Annotated in this window: 14 protein-coding genes; 8 read left to right on the top strand and 6 right to left on the bottom strand. The window is 66.6% G+C overall.

What is annotated here, in order from left to right; genetic code table 11:
• Positions 1-51: 51 nt before the first annotated feature.
• From AC3WR5_RS05690 to AC3WR5_RS05665, 6 genes are all read left to right on the top strand, one after another.
• Positions 52-5,451, top strand: coding sequence for a DUF4347 domain-containing protein (locus AC3WR5_RS05690; RefSeq protein WP_492482548.1), 5,400 nt, complete (start codon positions 52-54; stop codon positions 5,449-5,451).
• A complete protein-coding gene (locus tag AC3WR5_RS05685; protein ID WP_492482546.1) occupies positions 5,448-6,770 on the top strand; it encodes an efflux RND transporter periplasmic adaptor subunit in 1,323 nt (440 codons plus the stop codon). The genes AC3WR5_RS05690 and AC3WR5_RS05685 overlap by 4 nt, the downstream gene beginning before the upstream one ends.
• The gene (locus AC3WR5_RS05680; protein WP_492482544.1) at positions 6,767-8,863 is read left to right on the top strand and encodes a site-2 protease family protein; all 2,097 of its coding nucleotides are present in this window, start codon (positions 6,767-6,769) and stop codon (positions 8,861-8,863) included. Before AC3WR5_RS05685 ends, AC3WR5_RS05680 begins: the two co-directional genes overlap by 4 nt.
• Before the next feature lie 517 nt (positions 8,864-9,380).
• A complete protein-coding gene (locus AC3WR5_RS05675; protein WP_492482541.1) occupies positions 9,381-10,040 on the top strand; it encodes an HIT family protein in 660 nt (219 codons plus the stop codon).
• Entirely contained in the window at positions 10,027-10,773 is a 747-nt protein-coding gene (locus AC3WR5_RS05670; RefSeq protein ID WP_492482539.1) for a hypothetical protein, read from the top strand. Before AC3WR5_RS05675 ends, AC3WR5_RS05670 begins: the two co-directional genes overlap by 14 nt.
• A 46-nt stretch (positions 10,774-10,819) precedes the next feature.
• Entirely contained in the window at positions 10,820-13,444 is a 2,625-nt protein-coding gene (locus tag AC3WR5_RS05665; RefSeq protein ID WP_492482537.1) for a nucleoside triphosphate pyrophosphohydrolase, read from the top strand.
• An 18-nt stretch (positions 13,445-13,462) separates the two neighbouring features.
• Here AC3WR5_RS05665 and AC3WR5_RS05660 read toward each other — a convergent pair whose 3' ends face one another.
• Complete coding sequence (locus tag AC3WR5_RS05660) at positions 13,463-14,317, bottom strand: DNA adenine methylase (RefSeq protein ID WP_492482632.1); 855 nt, start codon at positions 14,315-14,317, stop codon at positions 13,463-13,465.
• Between the two features lie 363 nt (positions 14,318-14,680).
• On the opposite strand from AC3WR5_RS05660, the gene AC3WR5_RS05655 reads away from it, so the two are divergent.
• Positions 14,681-14,833: a hypothetical protein gene (locus AC3WR5_RS05655; protein WP_492482535.1), complete on the top strand. Its 153-nt coding sequence runs from the start codon at positions 14,681-14,683 to the stop codon at positions 14,831-14,833.
• Between the two features lie 66 nt (positions 14,834-14,899).
• On the opposite strand, the gene rarD is transcribed toward AC3WR5_RS05655, so the two are convergent.
• A complete protein-coding gene (gene rarD, locus AC3WR5_RS05650) occupies positions 14,900-15,781 on the bottom strand; it encodes an EamA family transporter RarD (RefSeq protein ID WP_492482533.1) in 882 nt (293 codons plus the stop codon).
• Positions 15,778-16,629 (bottom strand): pseudouridine synthase, encoded by an 852-nt coding sequence (locus AC3WR5_RS05645; protein ID WP_492482531.1) that lies wholly within the window; start codon positions 16,627-16,629, stop codon positions 15,778-15,780. The genes rarD and AC3WR5_RS05645 overlap by 4 nt, the downstream gene beginning before the upstream one ends.
• Before the next feature lie 196 nt (positions 16,630-16,825).
• On the opposite strand from AC3WR5_RS05645, the gene AC3WR5_RS05640 reads away from it, so the two are divergent.
• Positions 16,826-17,344, top strand: coding sequence for a hypothetical protein (locus tag AC3WR5_RS05640; RefSeq protein ID WP_492482529.1), 519 nt, complete (start codon positions 16,826-16,828; stop codon positions 17,342-17,344).
• A 13-nt stretch (positions 17,345-17,357) separates the two neighbouring features.
• On the opposite strand, the gene AC3WR5_RS05635 is transcribed toward AC3WR5_RS05640, so the two are convergent.
• The 3 genes from AC3WR5_RS05635 to ileS are packed head-to-tail and all read right to left on the bottom strand — an operon-like array spanning position 17,358 to position 21,244.
• Entirely contained in the window at positions 17,358-17,783 is a 426-nt protein-coding gene (locus AC3WR5_RS05635; RefSeq protein ID WP_492482527.1) for a YchJ family protein, read from the bottom strand.
• Positions 17,784-17,787: 4 nt separating this feature from the next.
• Complete coding sequence (lspA, locus tag AC3WR5_RS05630) at positions 17,788-18,315, bottom strand: signal peptidase II (protein WP_141289715.1); 528 nt, start codon at positions 18,313-18,315, stop codon at positions 17,788-17,790.
• A gap of 13 nt (positions 18,316-18,328) precedes the next feature.
• The gene (ileS, locus tag AC3WR5_RS05625; RefSeq protein WP_492482525.1) at positions 18,329-21,244 is read right to left on the bottom strand and encodes an isoleucine--tRNA ligase; all 2,916 of its coding nucleotides are present in this window, start codon (positions 21,242-21,244) and stop codon (positions 18,329-18,331) included.
• Positions 21,245-21,618 lie beyond the last annotated feature (374 nt).

Here is a 21,618-nt window from a genome sequence, read left to right as displayed (position 1 = left end):
ACGGGTAGCAGGCTTGAAGCACCGCCGCCGCCACGCGCCATCGTGCGCCCGATGGTGTTGGAGCCTCGGCTGATGTTCGACGCCGCCGCGGTCACCGCCGCCGCCGAAGCGCTGCATCACGAGGCGCCTGCCGCCATGCCAGAGGCCAGCCACGGCGCCGCGTTGGCCGACGCCGCTGCGCGGCTTGCAGACGCCGTTCCCACCGCCGTCGCCGTGCACGAACAGGACAAGTCGACCAAGCACGACATCGTCTTCATCGACACCAGCATCCAAGGTTGGCAGGCGCTGCGCGACGGCGTGCTGCCGGGCGCGGAAGTCGTGCTGCTGGACCCGGCGCAGGACGGCCTGACGCAAATGCTCAGCGCACTGCAAGGCCGCAGTGGACTGGACTCTATCCAGGTGCTGAGCCACGGCGCCGAAGGCCAGGTGTACCTGGGTTCGCTCACGCTGGACGCGAGCACCGTTGCCAGCCGGTCCGCCGATCTCGCAACGCTCGGCGCCGCCCTGAACACTGGTGGCGACCTGCTGCTCTACGGCTGCCGCGTCGCCAGCGGCACCGGCGAAAACTTCATCCACGCGCTGGCCACCGCGACCGGCGCCGACGTCGCCGCGTCCAACGACAACACAGGCTCGGCCCAAGGCGGCAGCGACTGGACGCTGGAGGTCTCGACCGGCACCATCGAAAGCCGCCTGGCGCTGAGCAGCGCCGCCCAGCAAGCCTTCTCCGGTCACCTGGCCACGCTGATCGTCACCACCAGCGAAGACACCAGCGGCGGCGCCGACACCAGCTTCGGCGCCAACCTGGCCGACGACGAAAACGACGGCACCGGCCTGTCGCTGCGCGAGGCCATGCACTGGGCCCAGGACGGCGACACGCTGCAGTTCGGCAGCGTCGGCACGCCCAACCTGCTCGGTGGGCAGACGATTGCGCTGAGCAGCAACCTCACGGTGCTCGACGGCATCGTTTTCGACATCGACCCGACCGATACGCTGACCATCACCGGCGCTGACCTTGAACTCAACGGCGCGCTGAACGTGGCCGGCGGCGGCGGTGACAGCCTGGCCATCGCATCCAACATCAGCGGCGCCAGCGGCAGCCTCACGGTAGACAACGTCACGTTGACGCTCTCGGGCGCCAACACCTACGCCGCGGGCACGATGGTGCGCAACGCCCTGCTGACGGTGTACGACGGCAGCCAGCTTGGCGGCGGCACGCTGTCTCTGAACGGCGGCACGCTGAGCGTCACAGCGGGCGGTGCGGACATTGCCAACGACCTCGACATCGTCGCGCAGTACGGCGAAGTCTCGGTGGCCAACGGCGTCAGCATCGCGCTGACCGGCCAGTTGAGTGGCGCCGACATGCTGCTGAAATTCGGCGACGGCACGCTGGTGCTGGCCAACGCCGGCAATGCCGGCAGCTTCAGTGGCGACACGCTGTTACGCGAAGGCACGATTGCCATCGACCAGAACGGCGAACTGGGCAGCGGCGCGCTGTCGCTCAACGGCGGCACGCTGTCCCTCACCGGCACCAGCACCATCGGCCACGACATCAGCCTGGGCGGCAATGGCGGCACGGTCGACAACAGCGGTGCCGTCACGCTGTCCGGTGCGATTTCCGGCAGCGGCGACCTGGTCAAGACCGGTGCTGGTCAGGTCACGCTCAGCGGCAGCAACAGCTTCACCGGCGCTGTCACCGTCGCCGAGGGCACGCTGGCGCTGTCCGGCGGCGCGGCGCTTGCCGACAGCGTCGCGGTCACGATCAACGACGGCACGCTGAGCCTGATCGCGGACGAAACCATCGGCTCGCTGGCCGGCAGCGCCAACGTGGCACTGGACTCCTACACGCTGACCACCGGCGGCAACAACGCCTCCACCACCTTCAGCGGCGTGATCTATGGCAGCGGCGGCCTGGTCAAGGCCGGCAGCGGCACGCTGTCGCTCTCTGGCGCCAATACGCACACCGGGGCGACCACGATCTCGGCCGGCGGCCTCAGCCTCAGTGGCGGCAGCTCGATTGCCAACACTGGCGCTGTGACCGTGGCCAGCGGCGCCACCCTCACGCTGGCTGGCGGCAACGAGACCATCGGCTCGCTGGCCGGCGCCGGCAACGTTGTGCTCGGCTACAGGCTGACCACTGGCGGCGACAACACAAGCACCACTTTCTCAGGCGTCATCTCGTCCAGCGGCAGCAACGGCATCACCAAGGCCGGCAGCGGCACGTTCACGCTCAGCGGCGCCAACACCTACACCGGCAGCACCACTGTTTCGGCCGGCACGCTGGCGCTTGCCGGCGGCCTGGCGCTGGCCGACACCAGTGCCGTCACCGTCTCGTCTGGCGCCACCCTCAGCCTGGCTGCCAGCGAAGCCATCGGCTCGCTGGCCGGCAGCGGCAGCGTGGCCATGGGCAGCTTCTCGCTGACCACCGGCGGCGCCAACACCAGCACCAACTTCTCCGGCACGCTCAGCGGCAGCGGCCAGCTGTACAAAACCGGCAGCGGCAGCTTCACGCTCTCGGGCAGCAATTCGGGCAGCTTCAGCGGTGGCATCCGGGTCTACGTCGGCACGCTCAGCGTGGCGGGCGACGCCAATCTTGGCGCCGGCACGCTGACGCTGAACGGCGGCGCGCTGAGCGTCACCGGCAGCACCACGATAGACAACGCCATCGCGCTCAACACCAGTGGCAACCTGACCGTCAGCAGCGGCAGCGTGACGCTCAGCGGCGCACTCTCCGGCAGCGCCACGCTGAGCAAGTTCGGCAGCGGCACGCTGGTGCTGGCCAACAGCGGCAACTCCGGCACGCACAGCGGCCAGACGCGCCTCTACGAAGGCACCCTCAGCGTCGCCAGCGACAGCAACCTGGGCAGTGGCACCGTCACGCTCAACGGCGGCAGCCTCAGCATCACCGGCGCGACGACGATAGACAACGCAATCTCGCTGGCCATCGACTCCGCCATCAGCAGCAGCGCGGCGGCCACGCTCAGCGGCGTGATCAGCGGTGGCGGCGCCTTGAGCACCCAAGGCAGCGGCAAGCTCACGCTGAGCAACACCAACACCTACAGCGGCAGCACGACGGTGGCCGGCGGCACGCTGAACCTCACCGGCAACCTGGCCAACACCAGCGTGCTGACGGTCGCCAGCGGCGGCACCCTGGCCGGCACCGGCACCGTCGCGGGCGTGGTCGTCGTGAATTCCGGCGGCACCATTGCTCCCGGCACCAGCGCTGGCAACGGCGCCGGCACGCTGACGCTGAACAGCGGCCTGGTGATGCAGGACGGCAGCACTTATGCGGCCGACGTGGCCGGTGTCACGCCAGGCAGCGGGCACGACCAGATCGTGGTGCACGGCAGCGTCACGCTCAATGGCGGCTCGCTCAGCCTGGCAGTGGTCAACGGGGCCGTGTCGGCGGGTGACAACCTCGTGCTGATCGCCAACGACGCCGCAGACGCCATCAACGGCAGCTTCGCCAACCTGGCCGACGGCGCCCGCTTCACCACCACCGACGGCCACCCGCTGCAGCTGGCGCAGGCCGGCGGCGACGGCAACGACCTGACGCTGGCCGCGCTGAACGCAGCGCCCACCGCCACCGGCATTGCCGCGCAAAACGCCACCGAAGGCAGCGCCTTCAGCTTCACGCTGCCGGGCAACAGCTTTGCCGACGTGGACGTGGGCGACAACCTCACGCTCAGCGCCACGCTGGCCAGCGGTTCTCCGCTGCCGAGCTGGCTCAGCTTCAATGCCGGCACCGGCCAGTTCAGCGGCACGCCGGGGCAGGCCGATGCCGGCGCCATCAGCGTGCGTGTGACGGCCACCGACGGCAGTGGCGCCAGCGTCAGCAGCGACTTCAGCCTGGCCGTCGCCGGGTTGCACCACGCGCCGGTGCTCGCCGCGCCCGGCAGCATCCAGCTCGCCGACACGGCGGCCAGCGACAGCTTCGCCAATGTCAGCGGCCAGCTCTCGGCCAGCGGTGACCTTGGCCTCACGCTGCAGTTCAGCATGGCCGGCGGCAGTGCCGGCTCGGCCACCGTGGGCGGCCACAGTTACGACAGCTACAAAACCGGCAGCTTCGGCACGCTGTGGCTGAACAGCGCCAGCGGCTTGTACGTCTACGTGCCCGATGCCGCCGCGGTCAACGCCACGGCCGGCACCACGCAGGAAAGCTTCGCACTCACCGTGTCCGACGGCAGCCTGGCCGCGCACAGCAGCCTGGCGGTGCACATCGCCGGTGTGGACGACGCGCCGCAGGGCAGCGTCGCCCTCAGCGGCAACGTGGTCGTCGGCCAGGTGCTGACCGCTGCGCCCGCGCTGACCGATGCCGAAGGCGTGGCCGGCACCACGCTGCGCTGGCAGGTTCGGGATGGCAACGGCCAGTGGACCGACGTGGCAGGCGCAAGCGGCAGCACGCTGCTGCTCAGCGACGCGATGGCCGGCCTCGCAGTGCGTGCCGTCGCCACCGTCACTGACTCTCATGGCGCGGTGGTCGACGTGGCCTCGGATGCGTCCGCCACCGTCGTCGCGCCGCCACCCCCGCCACCCGCACCCGCACCCGCACCCGAGCCGGCGCCAGCACCTGAGCCAGCGCCCGCACCCGCACCGGAACCAGCGCCTGCGCCCGAGCCCCCTGCACCGGCGCCGGCACCCGAGCCGCCGGCGCCCGCACCCGCGCCGGAACCGCCCGCACCCGCACCCGAGCCGGCACCTGCACCGGCACCAACGCCCGCACCGACGCCTGAGCCGCCGCCCCCGCCACCCGCGCCGGCACCTGTGCCCACACCGGCACCATCGCCCGCACCCGCACCCGCACCCATCGCGCGGCCACCACAGCTGGTGAACCCCGACGCCGCGCCGGCCGTGCCGGTGACCTCACCTGCACCGGCGCCGGTCCCCATGCACGACGGGGCCTCGCTGATGCCCTTGCCGGCGGTCACCGCGCCGCCACGCGATTCGGCTACGGGTCTGTCCGCGCTTGCTTCGCGCGCCGGCACGGCATTCGAAGTCGCTGCCGTCGCCGAACCGGCTTCGCCCACGCCCCTGGCGGCCACGGTCGAGGTCGGCCGAGACGGCCTGGTGCAGTTCGCCATGCCGCCCGCCGCCGGAGATGCCAGCGCGGTGCAGGCCGCGCGCCTGGTGGATGGCCGGCCGCTGCCCGCATGGTTGAAGTTCGACCCGGTCAAAGGCACGCTGAGCGGTCAGGCGCCGCCCGGCTTCAAAGGCCTGCACGTCGTGCTGACCACGCGGGACGCCAACGGCAACGTGGTGCAGACGACAGTCGACATCGATGCAGCCGAGCCCGTTGCCGAGTCCGCGCCGGCCGGTCCTTCCTCCGAAGCCCCGCAAGGCGATGCCGCACCGCGCCTGGCCGCGCGCCCGGCGCTCAGCGAGCAACTGAAATCTGCTGGCCAACGCCACACGCTTGCAGCGCATGACACCCGCTTGCCCGGAGCCCGCAGTTGAACGACACCGCCAGCCCGCTGATTCCGCTGCTGTCGCTTGCCCACCAGGCACGCGAGGCATGCAGCAGCGAGGAGCTGGTGTTCCTGCTGGTCAACGACAGCCGCTCGCTGCTGCACTACCGGCAGGCCGCGCTGTGGCTGGCTGGCACCGGCGTGCGCGGGCTGTCCGGCGTCGTCGAGCCGGACCGCAACGCGCCGTATGCGCTGTGGGTGCAGCGCCTGTGCGCGCACCTGGCCGCGAATGCAGGGCAGGGCGTCGTGGACCGCGCGGCGCTGCCGGCCGGTCTCGCGGCCGAATGGTCCGAATGGCTGCCGGCGCAGGCGCTGTGGCTGCCATTGCCTGGCGCTGCGGCCGGTGGCTTGCTGCTGGCGTCTGACGAGCCCGTTTCCGAAGCCGCGTTGCCGCTGCTGCAGGAATGGCTGCATGTGTGGGCACACGCCTGGCAGGCGCTGCATCCGGCGCGCCGTTGGTGGCGCACTGCGAGTTCGCCCGAAGCCGCACCGCATGCCTGGTGGCGCCGCCGCACTGTGCAGGTCGCTGCGGCGCTGTTATTGCTGCTGATGGTGCCCGTGAGGCTCTCGGTGCTGGCGCCGGCCGAACTGGTCGCGGCAGACGCTTTGGTGGTGCGTGCGCCGCTGGACGGCGTGGTCGAGCGTTTCCAGGTCCAGCCCAACCAGGCCGTGACCGCCGGCCAACCGCTGTTCAGCTTCGACCAGGCGCCGATTGCCAGCCGGCTGGACGTGGCGCGCCAGGCGCTGGCCACCGCCGAAACCGAATACCGCCAGGCCGCGCAGCTCGCGCTGGCCGATCCGCATGCCAAAGGCCAGCTCGCTGCGGCGATGGGCAAGATCGAGGAAAAGCGCGCCGAGGCCGCCTTCCTCGAAGACCAGTTCGCTCGCTCGCGCGTGCTGTCGCCACGCGCCGGCATTGCCATCTTCGACGACCCTTCCGAATGGGAAGGCCGCCCCGTGCGCACCGGCGAGCGCATCCTGCGCGTGGTGGACCCGAAGCAGGTCGAAGTCGAAGCCTGGCTGCCGGTGGGTGACGCCTTGCCGCTGCCCGCGGGCGCCGAGCTGCGCCTCTACCTCGCCGCCACGCCGCTGGACCCGGTGCCCGCGACGCTGCGCTACCTCGCGCACGATCCGGTGCAGCGCCCCGACGGCAACTACGCCTACCGCGTGCGCGCCCAGCTCAGCGAGGCGACCGAACACCGCATCGGCCTCAAGGGCACCGCGCGACTGCAGGCCGGCTGGGTGCCGCTGGGCTACTGGGTGCTGCGCCGCCCACTGGCCATGGCCAGGCAGTACATGGCGCTATGACCAGCCTGGCTGTCCTGCGCGAAGAGTTGGGCCTGTACCCGGCACCGCGGTTGGCTGACGGCCAGCCGGCCTGGACGCTGCACGACCCGGTCAAGAACCAGTTTTTCCAGCTCGACTGGCCCAGCTTCGAGATCCTCAGCCGCTGGCACTTGCGCCAGCCGGCCGAGATTGCCGCGGCCGTGTCGCAAGACACCACGCTCACGCTGGCCGAGGCCGACGTGCTGCGACTGCAGGACTTCCTGCAGCAGAACCAGCTGCTGCAACCCGCCGCAGGCCAGGCGCGCGAACTGGCCGCCCGGCTGCAGCGCCAGCGCGGCAGCGTGTGGACCTGGCTGCTGCACCACTACCTGTTTTTCCGCGTGCCGCTGCTGCGGGCCGACCGCCTGCTGGGCTGGCTCGCCCCGCGCCTTTCCGCGCTGTTCTCGCGCCGTTTCCTGGGGCTGACGCTCATCGTCGGCCTGCTGGGCCTGGCCGGCGTGCTGCGCAATGCCGAGGCCTACGCCGGCACGCTGGTCGACCTGTTCAGCTGGCAAGGCCTGGCCGCCTACGGGCTGACGCTGGCCGCCGTGAAGCTGGCCCACGAGCTGTCGCACGGGCTGGTGGCCAAGCGCTTCGGCTGCCGCGTGCCCACCATGGGCGTGGCGCTGATGGTGCTGTGGCCGGTGGCCTACACCGACACGACGGAGGTCTGGAAACTGCCGCATGCGCGCCAGCGCCTGGCCGTGGCCGGCGCCGGCATTGGCGCCGAGCTGGTGATCGCCGCCTGGGCCACCGCGGCCTGGCTGTGGCTGCCCGAGGGCGGTTTGAAGACGGCCGCCTTCCTGCTCTCCAGCACCACCTGGATCTCGACGCTGCTGGTCAACGCCAGCCCCTTCATGCGCTTCGACGGCTACTTCCTGCTGTCCGACGCCGTCAACATGCCCAACCTGCACGCACGCGCGTTTGCGCTGGCACGCTGGCATTTGCGCGAGATGCTGTTCGCCTTGAGCGAGCCGGCGCCCGAAGCCTTCTCGCGCCGCAAGACGCTGGCGCTGGTCGCCTTTGCCTGGGGCACCTGGCTGTACCGCCTAGGCCTGTTCCTGGGCGTGGCGCTGCTGGTCTATCACTTCTTCATCAAGGCGGTCGGCATCGCCTTGTTCGGCATCGAGCTGGTGTGGTTCATTGCCGCGCCGGTGGCCAGCGAGCTGAAGGTCTGGTGGGCGTGGCGCGAGCGCATTCGCCCTCGGCGCGGCCTGCTGCTGGCCTTGCCGCTGCTGGCGCTGGTGTCGCTGTTCGTGCTGCCCTTGCCGGGCCGTGTCACCGGCATGGGCCTGCTGCAGCCCGCAGAGCAGCTGACGCTGTACGCGCCAGCTGGCGCGCGGGTCACGGCCTTGCCGCACCGGCATGGCGACGCAGTGCGCCAGGGCGAGCCGCTGTTCGCCATCGAGTCGCCCGCGCTGCAACTGCGCGCGCTGCAGGCCCAGGCCCGCGCCGCTGGCGTGCAAGGCCTCGCGGCAGCCTCTGCTTTCGACGCGCAGCAGCGCCGTGACTGGCAACTGGCGGCAGAGCAGATGCAGGCCACGAAGGCCGAGGCCCGCACCGTCTCGGCGGATGCACAACGCTACGCACCCACCGCGCCGTTCACCGGCCGCTTCTACGACCTGGACCCGGACCTGCACGAGGGTGACTGGGTGGCGCAGAACGAAGTGCTGGGCCGGCTGGTCGCCACCGGCCCACGCCAGGTCGTCACCTATGCAGACGAGCAGGAAGTGCGGCGCCTCGCAGTGGGCGACGAAGGCCTGTTCATCGTCGACGCGCTGCGCGGCCCCGCGCTGCAGTTGAAAGTTCGCAGCATCGAGCGCGACGCCGCCCGCACGCTGAACGAAAAGCTGCTCGCCAGCCCGATGGGCGGCCAATTGCAGGTGCGCCAGCAAGGCGAAGTGTTCTACCCCGAAACGGCGCTGTACCGCGTGACGCTGGACGTGGCCGGCGGCAATGACGATCCAGAGCAGAGCTGGCGCGGCCTGGTCAGCATCCATGCGCGCGCCGAGCCACTCGCCAAGCGCATGGCGCGGCACGTGCTCAGCGTTTTTTGGCGCGAAGCCGGCTTTTGAAGGCCCAAGGACAGGTTTCCGTGGCGGACCTATCTGTGGGCTGTACGTCGCCGGCTGTGAGTCAGCAACTTGGCGGCCATCGGCGAGCCGACGCTGAGCCTGCTTTTCATCCAAAGCTGATCTTTTGGCCGTTTGTTTCATTCAAGACTGAACTTTTCCCGTGGGAAACCGCTTCAGTTGGGTGGCCGCTTGGCCGGATGCGGCCGGTCAAATTTCTGAGGCGAATGTCGGCGGGTGCCGAAACCTGCCGCTCAATGTTCGCCGCGCCGGTCGGCTGCTTCGCTCAGAAAGCCGGAGATCGTGGGGCTTCCCGTGCCTGAGCGAGAGCCAGCTAGATCGAGCGTGACCGTATGGCTCCGCATAGGATGAGGGGTCAACTTCGCGGATAGTGCTGCAGAGCCGCGAGGCATCGTCCGTTGCTGGCCTGCTCCCGAGGACGGGGCCGCATCACGGATGCGCTGTATGGGGTAGCATTTCCAAGTACATCGTCGCGATCCACCGCGATGGAGAGGAGATCATGGACCAGTCAATTTCGATGAAGTGTCGGTTTTGCGGCTTCTTCGCCGAGCAGGCGTCGGAGTCGGTTGATTCTCCGTGGCTCAAGGAGGATGCGTATTGCGCGATGGCTTCCAAAGGCGCAATGGTGCCGGGTTGGTCGCTTGTCTGTCCCCTTGAGCATGGTTACAGTCTATCCGAGCACTACAAGCACGCTGAATTTTGGGCGTTCGCCGAGCGTGCTGCGTCACTTGTCGGCAAACGGTATGGGAACGTTGCCGTGTTTGAGCATGGAGCAGGGTACGCTGGCTCACCGACGGGCTGCGGCACTGATCACGCGCACATGCACCTAGTGCCGTTGGACTTCAGTCTGACAACGGAAGCATTGAGGTTCGATTCTGAGTTGACCTGGAGCAGGTGTTCCGTTGCAGAAATTGCGGATCTTGCGCATGGCCGCGAATACCTCTTTGCTGCGGACAAATTGGAAGGTCTCGAAACCGGCGGCCTTGTCTGCGTCCTGAAGAAGCCGATGTCGCAGTTCTTCCGCCGCGTGATCGCGTCGCGGATTGGGCTGCGTGAGTTCTTTGACTACAAGACTCACCCAATGCTCGAAATTGCGTCGAGCACTGCGCGTACTCTGCGAGCTGATGCCATTGCGGGAGCTGGCGTTGGCGGCCGCTGATACGGAGAGCGTAGCAGGCGATTCGTCGACAAGTGCTGGAGCGACCACGCTGGGTCCGCAGACTCCGGCGCATGGGTCGTCATCGGCACTTGATGCCGAAAACGTGGCTGTGGTACCGAAGGTCGAGACGCCCAACGAAGTGGATGGCGTCAACACAGATGGCCGTCTTCGTCATGATTGGATGACGAAGTACCAAGATGGCGCGCCGAAACTGATTCGCCAAGACGCTTGGTACGTTGCGATCCTGCTTGGGCTGGCGTTGGGATTGATATTCCTGACTTGGCGTGGGACTACATTCCTGGTGCTGACAGACGGCTGCACCTCCTGCAACGAAGTTGTGTTCAAGAAGTACTCCTACTTTTTCCTAGGGGGCTTTCTCGGGGGGGTGCTGTTCGCGATCAAGTACTTGTACAAGGTCGTAGCTCGCGGCTACTGGAATGTTGATCGGCGGCTATGGCGAATCTTCTCGCCATTCCTGTCGGGGGGCCTAGCGCTCGTAGTCGGGGCGATGATCGACTCGGGCGTGCTGGGTCTCACGACCAAAATTGCGTCCGGTGCCGCCTATTTCTCGTACGGCTTCATTACAGGCTATTTTGCTGATCGCGCAATCGACAAGATGCAAGAGGTTGCCGAAACCGTCTTTGGTGCGCCGGGACGAAAAGACGCAATCAAAGCCCCCGCGAAAGGCGCCAAGCCTAGCGAAGACGCAGTTGACGCTTCCGTGATGACGTAGGCCGTCGGTCAGGCGACAGCTTAGACGGAAAGGTTGAATCAGCGAGATGGGAACGCGTGCGAAGGCATCGAAGCGCATGATGCGCCCGCTTCAACCGGACTCCCCTGTCGTGGTTGTTGATGGAGACAGCGCTACTGAGCTTCTTGCGCATCTTGTGACTACGCAAAACGTGGGCCACAAGGCGTTCGGCCTGGCCTCGTTGCCTAGTGCTTGGACGAAGCCGTTCTTCGTTGTCAGTGGCGATTCGGTGCCGCCGCAGGCGCTGCTGCAAAGAGCTTTATCAATGCGCGGTATCCCAGTGCATACTAGGCTTTTTGTACGCTCAAGTGGCGCCTCCGAAACGATTGAAAGTCGCGGCGAACTGCAGTCAGCGGAATGCAGCGTTGAGGGACTGCGCGCTGAACTGGAGCGACTTCAAAGCGAAACGCGCACTGAGGAAGTTGTCCATTGGGTCATACAAGAATTTGCTCCTGTTAGCCTCAAGGGGCACCTGTCGAATGAGCGCCGTGTAGCGGAAGACAAGCGGGACTGGATGTCTGAAATCGAGGCCGGCGCGTCTCGTGCATCAGAGATTCATCGAATCCCGCTGAGGGATTGGCGGGACAAGAGACTGCCTCATGAGACGTCGTTGGTCTGCGCGCATAGGGAGGCAATCGTCGATCGCCTTGCTGAGGTTGCGAGGTGGACCTACGAGCGACTGCTGCGCGTGCACTTTGAGTGGGTCTGGGACGGCCAGGCCGTTTACCTTGTCCAGGCAGATCCGTGCGAGTCCCTACAAGTAGGTAGAGCGCCGCATACGTTAGTAAAGGCGGTGACAGCCGATCCTGTCAACATTAGTGAACTCGAGATTTTTAGGACTGCGACGACAGACGATTTCGCGCGCTATCGAAAACTTGCGAACGTCAAGGTTTATGGGGCGTTGGGGTATGAGGTTGTACCGTTCTTCGTTTTGGATCTTGAGGGTGTTCTGAGAGAAATCGTAGAGGCAGGTGCATGCAGTGATGCGCTCCAGCGCGACCTGGAACGATTGACACATCAACCATTGGTAATTCGGACTGATGGCGCTGATGTTCCGTCGCACTTGAGGGAAATGCTTCCTCGGAGTGACGAGCTACGTTCCGGAAGCGCTGCTGTGGCGTGGTTGTTAGGTGACTTCAAGAAGAAGGTTTGTGAGCGTACTGAAGATGGCGAATCGTTGTCGGGTTCGAAGCTTTGCCTCATCGCTCACCACTTCGTTCCCGCCTGTGCCGCCGCCTGGTGCCAAGCTTCTCCCAATCAACGTAAGGTACGCATTGAGTCGCTGTGGGGCATTCCGGAGGGGCTGTATTGGTATGCGTACGACGTCTTCGATGTCGATACGCAATCACCGTCAAATCCTCAGATCGAATCTATGCCCACGGACATTTCGTTTCGCGAGAAGCGCCGCTATAAAGAGCACTTCATAGCCCCTGACGAGTACGGCGCGTGGGTGGTTCATCGAACGTCTGACGCGGCTGATTGGGTAAGAAGCATCAAGCGCAAGGAATGGATTTATGAAATCGCATGGACGTCGCGATGCATCGCGGCGGCTGAAGGGAAGCCCGTCGTCGTGATGTGGCTCATCGATACCGCTCGCGGCGCGACATCACATCATGTGCTTCCCTGGTTTCATATGGAGTGGAAACAGGAAGGGCCAGTCCACAAAGCCGCTCCACGTAAGAAACTCCGAGAGTCGGCGGAGGTGGTACTACGCACTCGGAGAGACTGGGACGACCTGAAGGCGGCGGTGGCCGGAGGGAGCTCAGTGGCGAGGATTCGGGTGGATCCTCGCGAGCCAGAAATGGTCCGAGATCAGAAGTTTGTTGAGGATCTCGGCAGCGTCGCCAAACATCACGGCATCGTCGTTGAGCTAAGCGGCGGCATCCTGTCGCACGCCTACTACATGCTTTCCAGGGCAGGCTGTGACGTCGAATGCGCCGACCTAGACGACTTCGCGGTCGACGACGAGGCTGTTGAATTCAACAAGTTGGTTCGGGATGGCATTCCCGCGGCAATCGTCGCGAGAGGCGAGAGCGTAGCTCTCATGCAAGTGAAGGGCGAAGCGCTTATCGCTTCGCTTCGTCGCAAGCTTGTAGAAGAGGCACTGGAGGTTCTTGATGCTAGGTCGAACGATCAAATTGCGGAAGAACTGGCAGATGTCGCGGAGGTAGTTCGGGCGTTGATGACGGAGTTGGGCATCGCCGAATCTACAGTGGAGACTGCGAGGCGGGAGAAGTCGAAGAAGAGAGGGGCCTTCAAGAGCGGCATCATGCTGGGCAAAACTGCAATTGCGTCGCCGCTAAGCGCACGCTTGAGTCATGGCTGCGAATTGCTTCCGCCGACGTTGGATATGCCGACGAAGACGATCACGAGGTCGATCGAAATTCCATCCACGGTGCCGAACGACATACATGTGGATCTGCGGCACGATGCCCAGGGAGCAGCCGAGCGACAGCTCACAGTGCAACTCCCCGTCCACGCCGAAGGACTCGCGCCTCCTCGTGTCGCTTTCAATCTTCCGACGCTGCAGGGCGAACCGCACGAGATGTCTGTTGAAGTCAACCTGGAACGAACAAATGGGGATCTCCGTGTCCGCCTTAGGCTTCGGAACGCGCCCGAACAACTGAGTCTGGATTTCGACGACCCAGCTTAGGGCTGTGGTTGGGCCGCGTTACGCGCCTGTCAAAAGCTCCGAACGGATCTTCAACCCAGGTCGAGCAAAGATCAGTTCGCGCCCTTTCCGGGTTGAACTGGCGCTGTAGCGCAGCATGTAGCTAGTTCTGTGCGTGGCGCTGTAGAGACGTCTAATCTGAGGAACGTCGTCGTATGAGACGAGCCAGGGCAGACGCAGTTCGTTCCGCACGACGTGGGCTAAGGTGGCATGGTCGCCTTCTTCGTAAGCATTCATGTAGAGCTCTTGTCCCTTCACGAAGTACGGAGGGTCGAGGTACACGAGGCTCTTCGTGGGAGGCAGCGTCGAGCTACGGCGCCTCGTGAACGTCAGTGCATCGAGACGTGTCACATGAATTTGCGACCGATGCCTTGCGACCCGCTGCAGACGTTCAATCAAATTGGCCTTGTTGAAGCGTGCATCAAGCTTCCAAGGGCCAAGCTGATCTTTGCCACCAATCACACCAGCTGTAAGAATTCCGCTTCGATTCGTTCTGTTCAGAAAGAACGTGGAGAAGCCAAGATCAACGATTGACGCGGTTTTCTTTTGCGCCTGAACATCGCGCTGAGCCTTCCATTCGTCAATCGTGAGCTTGGCCGCGCGGACTCGCTCGATCAACTCTGCAGAGTGTTCGGTGGCGCATTTCCAGAACGCCCATACAGACCGATCGAAGTCGTTGAGATGGATCTCTGAGACTGAGCCGCGGTACATCAACGAAAGCGCCAGGCTGGCTCCGCCCGCATACGGCTCGGCGTAGTGTCCAGTTGCGAGACAATTGTCTTGAAGCAGCGCCTCGACGAAGCCATCGAGGCGCCACTTTGCTCCGGGGTATCTCAGCGGGCTGACTGCGTACATTTCATTCAAGCGTGTAACCGTTTGGCGCGAAAGACTGTGCGCGCCGAATCAACTTTGACCACCCCTACCGATTGATTGTTGACCAGAGGCGGAAGGCCGGACTGACGCCGGCCAAGTGTGGATAAGTCTACGTCGTTGACCCGGGCTCCTGAGAGGATGGTTGTGGTTTTCGGGAGTTCTCCCGCGCCTTGATCCTGGTCTTGGCTGTCTCGGTGCTGTGCCGGGAGCGGTAGCTTTCGTAGCAGGTTTCGCGATCAGTTGCGACCCCATAGGGTCGACTCGTGCCAGCCAGGCTCAGGAGCACCGGTCGCTCGCGGTCCGCCGTTGTACGGCAGCGTCACGTTTATCAGGATTGCCAACGCAATGCTGACGTTCACGGGCTCGATGGCCACTGAGCCGAATGGCAGCTTCATGGCGATGAGCAGGCATCCGTGGGTCACCGACGACCGGCTGTTCACGCTGCAAAGCGTTCTGTCAGCGAGGGCGCGGGCAAGCCTGGGCGCTGCGCTTTGCTGAGGCCATGGGTCGAGTGCAAGCTTGAGTGAAAAAAGTTCAGCCTTGAATGAAAACCGGCATGCCGTCTCAGACCGCCTGCAGCCGCACCTGCCGCCGTTGCCACAGCGTCTCGGCGCTGTACAGCATCAGCGCCCCCCAGATCAGCGCAAAGCCGATCAGGCGGGCCGGTTGCATGGGCTCGCGGAAGATCAGCACGCCGAGCAGGAACTGCAGGCTGGGGCTGACGTATTGCAGCAGGCCCAGCGTGGCCATCGAGATGCGCTGCGCGCCGTAGCTGAACAGCAGCAGCGGCACGGCGGTGATGGGGCCGGCCAGCAGCAGCCAGACCCAGGTCATCGCGTCGGCCTGCGCGGTGTCGCCGCCGTGTGTGCCCAGCCACAGCAGGGCCGGGATGGCGACCGGGGCCATCAGCAGGGTCTCGGTCGTCAGCCCTTCGAGCGCACCCAGTGGCGCGGTTTTCTTCAGCAGGCCGTAGGCACCGAAGCTGGCGGCCAGGCCGAGTGCGATCCACGGCAGCGAGCCGGCCACCGCGCCCAGCCAGGCCACGCCTGCGGCGGCTACCGCCAGCGCGGCCCACTGCAGGCGCCGCGGCCGCTCGTGCAGCACCAGCACGCCCAGCAGCACATTGACCAGCGGGTTGATGAAATAGCCCAGCGCCGCCTCGACCACGTGGCCGTTGTGCACCGACCAGACGTACAGCACCCAGTTGATGGACAGCAGGAAGGCGCTGGCCGCGTAGGTCGCCACGGTGCGCGGCGAGCGCAGTGCAGGCCCCAGCCAGGCCCACTGGCGCCGCACGCCGAGCACCAGCAGCATGCACAGCAGCGCCCAGACCGAGCGGTGGAAGATCAGCTCGACGGCGCTAATCTGCGACAGGCGGTGGAAGTACAGCGGAAACAGGCCCCAGCAGACATAGGCCAGGCCGGCGGCGTAGACGCCAGGATTCATGGAGCGCTTGGGTTTGGCAGGTCGCCGGGCTGGCGATTGTCCCCAGCCTGCAATCCCCCCATGGCCCCGATGGCACGCACTGCCTCCGAGCCTTCGTCCCACTGCCACTCGCCACGCGCGAACAGCGCTTGCCAGGCCGCATCCGGCGGCGCGTGCAAGGCCAGCGGCTGGCCGGTGCTCGGGTGCGGCAGCGTCAGGTCCAGCGCATGCAGCCACAGCCGGCCGTGGCCCAGCCACTGCGCCACCGCGCGGTTGTGCGGGCCCTTGCCATGTGTTGCATCGCCGACGATGGGGTGGCCCAGGTGCTTCAGGTGGCGGCGGATCTGATGGCGCCGGCCTTGCTGCGGTTGGGCCTCGACCAGCGCATAGCGGCTGCTGGCATGCCGGCCGTCGACCTGAAACGGCCACTCGATGCGCGCCAGCCGGCGGAATTCGGTGCAGGCCGGCAACTGCGGCTGGCCGGTGCTGGGCAGCTCGGGGTCGCGTGCCAGCGGGTGTTCGCAGCGCTGCTCGGGCGCAGGCCAGCCGCGCACCAGTGCGAGGTAGCGCTTTTCCACCAAGCCCTGCTCGAAGGCCGCCGCCAGCGCTTGCGCCGCCTCGGTCTGGCAGGCGAAGACCAGCAGACCAGAGGTGCCCTTGTCCAGCCGGTGCGCGGGTGCCAGCAGCGCCGGTGCGTCAGCGCCGAGTTGCGCAGGCAGTTGCTGGCGCAGGCGCTCGACGACGGTGTCGAACTCGTGCGCGTCCAGCGCGGTGCGGTGCACCAGCAGGCCGGGTGGCTTGTCGACCACGAGCAGTGAAGCGTCGCGGTACAGCAGCACCAGCGGCGCTGTGTCGAAGGTGTCGGTCATGCAGGGGAGGGCGAAGGCGGCGGTTTGCCGCATCGTCAGCTGTGAGGAAGGGATGAGCGTGTCGCCCCCCAAAGAGGGAATGACGGCGGGCGGGCTGTGCCCAACAATGTGAATTCTTGCCGCCCTGCTCGCGCCACCTCCTGGCGCCGTACGCATCGGGCGTCTTCAGACCCCCGAAAGCCTCCGAAAGCACGCCGTGCAGCAAATCCATTATCTGGGAAGTCATTCGCGTTCCCGCTTCGTCACGCTCACTTCGTGGCTGTGCATCGTCGTCGCGGCCTGCCTGTGCAGCCTGGGCCTGATGCCCGAGGAGCTGGACGCGCAGTCCGCCCCTTCGTGGCTGGCCGGCCCGTTGCCAGGCGTGGTCGGCTCGCGGGTGTTGGGCGGCATGCTGCTGCTGGCCGTGTGCGCATTGACCGGCGCCGTGGGCCTGCTGCTGCGTCAGGAATGGGCGCGCCGGGTCTTCATCGGCCTGCTGGGTCTGGTGATGCTGGCCAGCGTGGCGGGGCTGTGGTTGCAGCACCTGGTGCTGCAGTCGCTGCTGCAGTCCATGGCCCAGGCTGCGCCGCGCCAGCCGCTGCCGGCTGAGCTGACCGGGCTGGCCACCGTGGCGCAAGTGATGGCGGGCCTGGTCACGCTGCTGATCTGCGCCGGACTGGGCTGGATGATCGTGCGGTTGCGCTCACCCGTGGTGCGCCAGGAATTCGCGAATTGACCCCGGCCGCGGCTCAGTCCGCCAAGGCGTCCATGTAGAACCAGCGTCCCGCCGCGCCGCGTTCGAAGCGGCTTTTTTCATGCAGGCGCTGCGCGCGCCCGTTCAGCTTGCAGCGGGCGACGAACTCGACCATCGCGTGCGTCTCGTCCAGCGCTCGGTGCTGTCGCACCTCCAGCCCCAGCCATTGCAGGCCGGGCTCGTCAGGCGCAAGTTCGGCCGGTCGGGTGTCGGGGTGCCAGGTCTGCAGCAGGTAGTCGTGCAGGCCCAGCACAAACCCGCTGTAGCGCGAGCGCATCAGGCTTTCTGCATCCGGCGCCTGCAGGTGCAGCGGGCCGGCGTGCCAGCGGCCGCAGCAGTCGCCGTAAGCCAGGGGCTTCGGCGGCTTGCGGACTGCCGCCGCAGCGGTCCGGCCGCAAGGGCAGGGCGCGGCGGCGTGCATGGTTTCAGCCGTTCCCGCGTGCCACGCGGCGGATCTCGTCCAGCACCAGGCAGATGGCGCCCAGCGTGATGGCGCTGTCGGCCAGGTTGAAGGACGGGAAGGCCCGGCCGTCGTAGTGCACCTGGATGAAGTCGACCACGTAGCCGTGCATCAACCGGTCGATCACGTTGCCCAGCGCACCGCCCAGGATCATCGAGACCGAGAAGCAGAACAGCGTCTGCTTCGGGTAGCGGCGCAGCATCCAGACGATGAAGCCGGATGCCACGATGCCCAGCACCACGAAGAACCAGCGCTGCCAGCCCGAGGCACCGGCCAGGAACGAGAACGCCGCGCCGGTGTTGTGCACACGGACCACGTTGAAAAACGAGGTCACGAACTTGCTGTCACCGAGCTGGAAGTTGCCCAGGATCAGCACCTTGGTGAACTGGTCCAGCAGGATGACCACGACGGCCAGGCCCAGCCAGACGGCCAGGCCGGCACCGGGGGACGAGGAGCTGAGCGCGCCGAAGCGGCGTTGGTTTGCACGGGCCATGTTGTGGGGGGTCTCAGGCAATCAGCCGGGTTTCGCCCGCGCCGTAAAGGTTGCTCTCGCAGCGGCCGCACAGGCCGGCGTGTTCCGGGTTGATGCCCACGTCGTCGCGGTAGTGCCAGCAGCGCTCGCACTTGGTCGCGCTGCTGGGCGTCACGGCAACGGCCAGCTCGGCGCCGTCCACCACGGCCGCTGCCGAGGTGATGGTGACGAACTTCAGGTCCTCGCCCAGCGAGCGCAGCAGCGCGGCGTCGTCCAGCCCTGCGGTGATCAGCACGGTGGCCTGCAGCGAGGCGCCGACCTGGCCGGCCGTGCGCACCGCTTCGATCTCCTTGTTGACCACGTCGCGGATGGCGCGCACGCGGCCCCACTTGGCCAGCAGCGCTTCGTCCGGCACGGCCGAGACCTCGGGGAAGGTCCAGTAGTGTTCGGTGAACAGCGTGCCGCTGGTGGTCTTCGCGGCGAACACGGCCCAGGCTTCCTCGGCGGTGAAGCTGAGGAAAGGCGCCATCCAGCGCAGCATCGCGTTCGTGATGTGCCACAGCGCGGTCTGCGCCGAGCGTCGGGCCAGGCTGTTCTCGGCTGTTGTGTACAGCCTGTCCTTCAGCACGTCCAGGTAGAACGCGCCCAGGTCTTCCGAGCAATACACCTGCAGCTTGGCGACGACCGGGTGGAACTCGTAGGCCGTGAAGTGCTTCAGGATGTCGGCCTGCAACTCGGCGGCGCGGGCCAGCGCGTAACGGTCCACTTCCAGCATCTGCTCGAACGGCACGGCCTGCGTGGCCGGGTCGAAGTCCGAGGTGTTGGCCATCAGGAAGCGCAGCGTGTTGCGGATGCGGCGGTAGGCATCCACCACGCGGGCGAGGATCTTGTCGTCGATGTTCAGGTCGCCCGAATAGTCGGTGGACGCGACCCACAGGCGCACGATCTCCGCACCGAGCTTGTTCGTGACCGACTGCGGCTCGACCGTGTTGCCCAGGCTCTTGCTCATCTTGCGGCCCTGGCCGTCGGTGGCGAAGCCGTGGGTCAGCAGGCCGCGGTAAGGCGCGCGGTCATACAGCGCGCAGCCCAGCAGCAGCGAGCTGTGGAACCAGCCGCGGTGCTGGTCATGGCCTTCCAGGTACAGGTCGGCCTCCGGGCCTTCCGAATGGAAGTCGCCGTTTGCATAAGCGTGCGCATGGCTGCCGCGCAGCACGTGCTGGAAGGTGGAGCCGGAGTCGAACCACACCTCCAGGATGTCGGTGCTCTTGGTGTAGAGCGGCGCGTCCGTAGCGCCAAGGATCTCCTCGGTCGTCACGCGGCTCCAGGCCTCGATGCCGCCCTTCTCGACGATGTCGGCCGCCTGGTCCAGGATCTCCATCGTGCGCGGGTGCAGCTCGCCCGAATCCACGTGCAGGAAAAACGGGATGGGCACGCCCCAGCTGCGCTGGCGCGAGATGCACCAGTCCGGCCGGTTGGCGATCATGTCGCGCAGCCGGGCCTTGCCGTTCTCCGGGTAGAACTGGGTGTGGTCGATCGCGTCCAGCGCGAGCTGGCGCAGCGTCTTGCCGGCCTTGTCCTTCGTGAAGACGCCTTCGCCCTCGTCCATGCGCACGAACCACTGCGCCGCGGCGCGGTAGATCACCGGCGTCTTGTGGCGCCAGCAGTGCGGGTAGCTGTGGGTGATGGTCTTGGTGGCCATCAGCCGGCCGGCGTTGCTCAGCGCCTCCAGGATGACCGGCACGGCCTTCCAGATGTGCAGGCCGCCGAACAGCGGGAAGTCCGCCGCGTAGGTGCCGTTGCCGGTGACCGGGTTCAGGATGTCCTTCAGCGGCAGGCCGTGGGCCACGCAGGAGTTGAAGTCGTCCAGGCCGTAGGCGGGAGACGAGTGCACGAGGCCGGTGCCGTCTGTTGCGCTCACGTAGTCGGCCAGGTAGACCGGCGACAGGCGGCGGTAGCCGGCGTCCACGTCGTACAGCGGGTGGCGGAACTCAAGCCCGCCGAGCTGCTTGCCGGGCGCGGTGGCGATGACAGTGCCTTCCAGGCCGAAGCGCTGCAGGCAGCTCTCCACCAGGTCTTCGGCCAGCACCAGGCAGCCCTTGGGCGTGTCGACCAGCGCGTAGCTCAGCTCCGGGTTGGCGTTCAGCGCCTGGTTGGCCGGGATGGTCCAGGCGGTGGTGGTCCAGATGACGGCGAAGCCGGTCTTGCCTGCGGGCAGCGAAGCCAAGCCGAAGGCCGTGGCGAGCGCGCCGGCGTCGTTGGCCTCGAAGGCCACGTCCAGCGTGTCGCTCTTCTTGTCGGCGTATTCGATCTCGAACTCGGCCAGCGAGGAGGCGCAGTCGAAGCACCAGTAGACGGGTTTGAGGCCACGGTAGACGAAGCCACGCTCGATCACGCGCTTGAAGGCGCGGATCTCGCCCGCCTCGTTGGCCGGGTCCATCGTGCGGTACGGGCGCTCCCAGTCGCCCAGCACGCCCAGGCGCTTGAAGTCCTCGCGCTGCTGGACGATCTGCTCGGTCGCGTAGGCGCGGCTCTTGGCCTGCATCTCGTCACGGCTCAGGTTGCGGCCGAACAGCTTCTCGATCGCGTTTTCGATCGGCAGGCCGTGGCAGTCCCAGCCGGGGATGTACTGCGCATCGAACCCGCCCAGCTGCTTGGACTTGACGATCATGTCCTTGAGCACCTTGTTCAGCGCGTGGCCGATGTGCAGCTTGCCGTTGGCGTACGGCGGGCCGTCGTGCAGCACAAACAGCGGTGCGCCGTGGCGCGCGTCGCGCAGGCGCTTGTACAGGCCGCCGTCGGCGCGGCTGGTGTCGTTCCAGTCCTTGATCCAGGCCGGCTCGCGCTTGGGCAGGTCGCCGCGCATCGCGAACGGCGTGTCGGGCATGTTCAGCGTGTCGCGGTAGGCGCTGGGGGCCGGCGTCTTGGAGGTCGGGGCAGTCGAATCGGTCATGGCGTTGGGCGCCGCATCGGCGAGCGCGTCCGAAAGTTCAGGCAGAGGGGTGGCGGCGCGCGCAGGAAGAGGCGAGGCGCCGCGGCGGCTGGCAGGCGTGCCTTGTTTCAGGCAGCGCCGAGCTGAATTCGATCGCGCGTGGTCTGGCGGCGCGTGGCGACGAGGTCGCCGCGCGCTGCGCCGGTGGGGAGGGTAGGCAGCCGCATCCCGTCGATTCTACCGGTCTGCCCCGGCGCAGGCCCTGGGCAGGGTCACCGGCGAAGCCCGCGGCCGTCCGCCGTGCTGTCCGGGTGTCCGGCCGGCTGTCCACGCGGCTGTCCGCGGACACCGCCGGTGAGCCCGGTCTTCTTGGCAAGTCATTGATGTAAAAGGGA

This window comes from Ideonella sp. FW305-24 (genome assembly GCF_058788035.1).
The sequence above is the reverse complement of the archived record's forward strand: the minus strand, read 5'-3'. Positions and strand labels throughout refer to the sequence as shown.